3 protein-coding genes are annotated in these 5541 nt (G+C 50.9%); 2 read left to right on the top strand and 1 reads right to left on the bottom strand.

The window, feature by feature from the left end; genetic code table 11:
* On the bottom strand, positions 1-541 hold a 541-nt coding region (locus KKH67_16040; GenBank protein ID MBU1320686.1), incomplete at its 3' end, for a hypothetical protein.
* Between the two features lie 350 nt (positions 542-891).
* Between KKH67_16040 and murA the strand changes: the two genes are divergently transcribed.
* Together murA and KKH67_16030 are read left to right on the top strand one after the other, a co-directional pair.
* Positions 892-2154 carry a UDP-N-acetylglucosamine 1-carboxyvinyltransferase gene (murA, locus tag KKH67_16035; GenBank protein MBU1320685.1) on the top strand — a complete coding sequence of 421 codons (1263 nt, stop codon included), beginning with the start codon at positions 892-894 and terminating at the stop codon, positions 2152-2154.
* A gap of 24 nt (positions 2155-2178) precedes the next feature.
* Positions 2179-5295 carry a hypothetical protein gene (locus KKH67_16030; protein ID MBU1320684.1) on the top strand — a complete coding sequence of 1039 codons (3117 nt, stop codon included), beginning with the start codon at positions 2179-2181 and terminating at the stop codon, positions 5293-5295.
* Positions 5296-5541 lie beyond the last annotated feature (246 nt).

Genomic DNA, 5541 nt, shown 5'->3' with positions numbered 1-5541 from the left:
TGGCTACAGCAGTCGTATCTCCCTCTGCCGCAGACTCCATGGCAGCAAGAGGATCTTTCCCGAGAATACCGTCGATCTTGCTTACAAGCTGCCGGGTCTTTTCCGGTGTCTCCAGGAATCTGAATTCTAGCTGGGCGGTTTTTCCTATCAACTCCTGCGCCCTTTCGACATCCTGCAGTCCTGGAAGATCGACAACTATATAATCATCGCCCTGAGGTATTATCTGCGGCTCAGAGATTCCGAACTTATCGACACGGTTTCTGATGATCTCAAGAGCGCGGTCACGTGCGTTCTTGGCTTCGGCAGGAGTCATCTCACTAACATCTACCCTGAGAACAATGTGCATTCCGCCGCGTAGATCGAGTCCGAGCTTAATCGCGGATGATTCCAGATCTCTTAGACCGAGCGGATCTCGATCTGCCATAGTCGCTTTCTCTTCGCTCGACATCAACCACAATCTCGCAGTTGGATAGAAGAAGATGGCCGCTACGATCAGCACTACCAGTATTGCGACAATCCGTATAGATTCGTTTCTTCGCATTTAGGCAAAATCCTCCTAAGTTCCAATATGAACGCAAATTAGTTTGCCAATATACTGTATAATCGCCAAATGTCAACTGAAATGTAGGTTATCGCAGGAAAGCATCGAAGGCTCCGGATCGGGAATATTCCCGACATTTTCAGGGACTATAATCGCGCTTCAGGTGTAGAACTGACGAAAGGCTGCCCAATTCAGGGCTGCCCAATTCCGATTTGCAGAAAGCGTTTAACTGGTTTAGATTGCAAGGATTATGGTACAATTGTGTCTCTATAATGAGGCAGTCCATCTCGCAATAATTGACCAGATGGAACTATATTCGCTCATGACAAGTTGAAAGGAACGAGGCCTCTATGGACAAGCTGATCGTCAGGGGCGGGAAGAAGCTCAAAGGAAGCGTTCGGATCGATGGGTCGAAGAACGCGGCGCTGCCGATTCTTTGCGCCTCAATTTTGCCGGAGAAAGGTGAAACTGTGATTCGGGACGTTCCTGAGTTGAGAGACATCGACACTACCGTCAAACTTCTGAGAGAGCTCGGCGCAAAGGTCGATTGGGACAAATCCGAACATGCCATAACTATCAACGCCGAGAACCTGACGAGCCATGAGGCACCCTACGAGTTAGTGCGCCAGATGCGCGCATCCTTTTTGGTACTGGGACCGCTTCTGGCAAGAATTGGCAAGGCGAAAGTGTCGCTTCCGGGTGGTTGTTCACTCGGTCAAAGACCCGTCAACCTGCACCTCAGAGGCTTCCAGAAACTCGGAGCGAAGATTACCGAGGAATCGGGATATGTGATGGCGGAATGCGATAGGCTTTCGGGAGGAACATTCTGCTTCGACAGACCCTCTCACACTGGAACAGAAAACATCATGATGGGCGCTGTCACTGCAGCGGGAACCACCACGATTGTAAATGCCGCTCTCGATCCTGAAGTCGTCGATGTCGCAAATCTCCTCAACAGTATGGGAGCAGCAATCTCCGGCGCTGGAAGCCCGACTGTCGTAATCAAAGGCGTCAAAGAACTTAGAGCAGTCGAGTATAGCGTGATGCCCGACAGGCTTGTTGCGGGCACGTACATGTGCGCGTGTGCCACGGCCGGAGGCGACATACAACTCGACAACTGTCGCGCATCCGATCTTGAAATGGTCACCCAAAAACTGGAAGAGACTGGTGCCGAGATCAAGATATCAGGTAACCGCCTCAGAATCAAATATACCAAACGTCCCAAGGCATTCGATATTACGACATTCCCGTATCCCGGATTCCCGACCGATCTGCAGCCCTGCTTCACGTCGGTTGCATCAGTCGCGGATGGCGTCAGTCGAATCAGAGAAACTGTATTCGAAGACCGGTTCGCCAGTGTTATGGAGCTGATACGAATGGGGGCAAACATCCGTCTCTCGACAGACGAGGCCACGATCGAGGGCGTGGAGAGACTGCAGGGGACTACCGTGATGGCGTCGGATATCCGCGCAGGCGCTGGACTCGTTGTCGCATCGCTTGCTGCCAATGATGAGACTCAGATTCGACGGATTTATCACACGGACAGGGGCTACAATAAGATAGAAGAGAAACTATCAAGCTTAGGTGCCGATATCAAGAGGGTACCGGAATAGCAACCCAAGTCAGAGAGGCCTGTAATGCTTAGGAGAACCGGAATTTGGTCAATATGCTCGGCAGTGCTGGTGGCGCTTATACTGTCGACGACCGCGAACGCACAGGAAGAGTACTTCGGGAAAAACAAAGTACAGTGGAAGAGTTTCGACTGGCAGTTTCTGCAAACATCGCATTTCGATATCTACTTCTACCAGGATTCGTATCATCTCGCGAAGTTTGCTGCAGAAGTTCTCGAGTCCTCGTACGTCGTGATCTCTGAGCAGTTGAATTACAGGCTCAAAAAGAGAATTCCCACGTTTATCTACAACTCGCCGAACGAATTTCAGCAGACAAATATCACAAATCAGTTGCTTGGAGAAGGCACCGGCGGATTCACCGAAGTCTTCAAGAACCGGATGGTGATGCCGTACAATGGATCCTATGAGGATTTCCGACACGTGCTCCACCATGAGTTGACGCACGGTGTCACATTTGACATGCTCTACGGGAGTGCACTTGGCTCTGTGCTGTCGCGAGGTGCGCTGTTCAGCCCACCGCTCTGGCTTGCGGAAGGATATGCCGAGTACTCCTCTCGATACGGCTGGGACTACTGGGCCGACATGATCATGCGAGATGCGACAATCAACGGATATGCCCCTCCGCTGCAGTACGTGGGAGGCTATCTTGCGTACAAGCAGGGTCAGCTCGCTATCAAGTTTCTAGTTGATACATACGGCATTGAGAAAGTCGCCGAGATCTGGGCAAGAGGCAAGGTGCATCTCAGCATGGACAAGACGCTCAAGAATACCATCGGGCTCAATCAGGAGGAGTTATCCGAGCGTTTCGACAAGTACTGTCGTAAGATGTACTGGCCTGAAATCGCAAGCAGGGCTGAACCGAAGGATATAGCGAGACAGCTGACGGATCACACTAAGGATGGGTCATATTTCAACGAACGTCCAAGCTTCGCGCCCTCCGGAGACAGGCTGGCGATTTTCACAGATAGATCCGATTACACAGAGATTATCATCATATCAACCGTCGATGGTGAGGTGCTGTCGAAAGTCGTCAAGGGATCAAGGTCTGCGGACCTTGAATCGCTGCACTCTTATGTGTCTGGAATGTCCTGGTCGCCCGACGGCGAGAATATTTCATTCATTTCCAAATCCAAGGGCGAGGATGCGCTGCGCCTGGTCAATCTCAAAAAAGGCAAGATATACAAGAAATTCCAGTTCGGATTCAATGCCATGTTTTCTCCGAGTTGGGGTGGCAAAGATGGCAATATCATTGTATTCACCGGGGTCAAGGATGGTCAGAGTGATCTTTACAAGCTCAATGTCGCCACCGAGCAACTCGATAGACTCACCAACGATCTCTATGAGGATCAGGAGCCTGTGCTTTCACCCGATGGGCGCATGATAGCTTTCGCATCCGACCGACCATCAGCCAATGCCAAAAACCCGGACAAGATAACCGACCTCGAGTTCGGCAGCTATAACCTCTATTCGTACAATCTCGATACCGGGGCGATATCAGCTTTCACAGATGGTCCGACAAGAAAACGATATCCGACCTGGTCGCCGGACGGAAGAGAGATTTGCTATGTGGGCAATTACAACGGCATCGACAATCTCTATGTCCTCGATCTCGACAGCTTGCACTCATTCCCGATAACGGATATCCTCACCAACACTGCATCCCCGTCATGGTCACCAAAAGGCGATCGAATAGCTTTCTCATCGTTCAATAAAGGCGGATTCGACGTATTCCTTCTCAAGGAAATCAAGCCGGTCGGTGAGAGCCCCGAAGATCTGGTGCTGACCGCGTATGCTGCAGGTGAAATGGACAAGAATCTTGTGCGAGTCGATGAAGAGTCCGATTCTACGTCGACAGAAGATGAGGATCAGGAAGCGGCGACCGAGTCGGATCAGGATTTTGCGGACTATGTCTTCACTCCCGACACATTTCAGAATCCACCGCGTCCGAAGCCTGAGCACCGCGATAGTTCCACACTGGCTCCGCCGGGTGAAGTTGACTCTCTCTACGCCACAAACGAGGATGGCGAGTACAACATCAAGAAATACAAGGCCAAGTTTACGCCGGACCTCGTTACAGGCGGCTTCTCTTACGACACATTCTTCGGCCTTCGAGGACAGTCCCAGCTGCTGATATCTGATTATTTGGGTAATCATCAATTCTACCTGGCAACCGACTTGGTCAACGCAATCGATCAGACTAATTTCCAGGTATTCTACCTGAACAACACGCGCAGGATGGATTGGCTTGCCGGCGTGTTTCATTCGAAGAATTACTATATCGATCCGAAAGACAGGCTTTTCTCTGACCGATTCTACGGCGCAGCAGGATCGGTGCAATACCCGTTCTCGACCTTTTCGAGGCTGCAGTTCGACATTTCGCATCTCTATATCGACCGCAAGTACTACGATCCTCCGTATGATAATTCCAACAACAGGATCACAACATCAGCCATGTCCTGGGTTACTGACAATATTCTGTGGGGAATCACCGGTCCGGTCAACGGCAAGAGGTACAAAGTCACTGTCGAGAAGACAGTGCCTCTATACACAAAATCGGTTGACTACTGGGCAGTGGAATTCGACTTCCGCAAATATTACCATTTTGGCAAGAACTTCGGATTCGCAGTCAGGGCTGCAGGTGGGGTCTCCGACGGCTCTGATCCCAAGCTGTATTTCCTCGGAGGAACGTCAAACTGGGTTGGAAGCGCGCAGCCAACCAGCGACATATACGGTGTCGAGAATCTCTATTTCTCGAAAGTGGTCGTACCGCTGCGAGGATACAACTACTATGAGGTCCAGGGGTCAAAATATGGCCTGGCTAACTTCGAGTTCAGATTCCCGTTTGTTGATTACTTCGTCGTGAGATTCCCGCTTCCGATAGTCCTGACCCGCATGCGTGGCGCCATATTCCTTGATGTCGGATCGGCCTGGAATGAGAATGTTCTCTTCAAAGGAGGAACGACCAATGGCGACAGCCGTCTCACCGGAATCAAGACCGGATTCGGTTACGGAACGCGTGTGAACCTCGGTTTTGTAGTCATCAAATTCGACCAGGCCTGGAAAACAGATTTCAATGAGACTTCGAAACCGAAGTATTACTTCTCGCTTGGAGCAGAATTCTAGAATTGCATATCGCATGGTATCGACGGCCTGCCGACATCGTCAACAAATGGTGTCCGCAGGCCGTTTGCTATCTATATGGTAGAATGGCATCCCGGAGCGCGGCAATCCCAGCGCTCTTTCATGCGGCACTCACAGGAGCACAGCTCCTGTGTCCACTTGCCCGCGCTGTCAGGAACCCCTTCCTGCTATGATGATTGTCAAGGGTTGATTTCGATGTGGCTGTCCTTTGTTTGGCCGAGTTCCGGT

It is taken from the genome of Candidatus Zixiibacteriota bacterium (assembly GCA_018820315.1).
Classification (GTDB): domain Bacteria; phylum Zixibacteria; class MSB-5A5; order JAABVY01; family JAHJOQ01; genus JAHJOQ01.
This window is presented reverse-complemented; position numbering and strand designations above follow the sequence as displayed.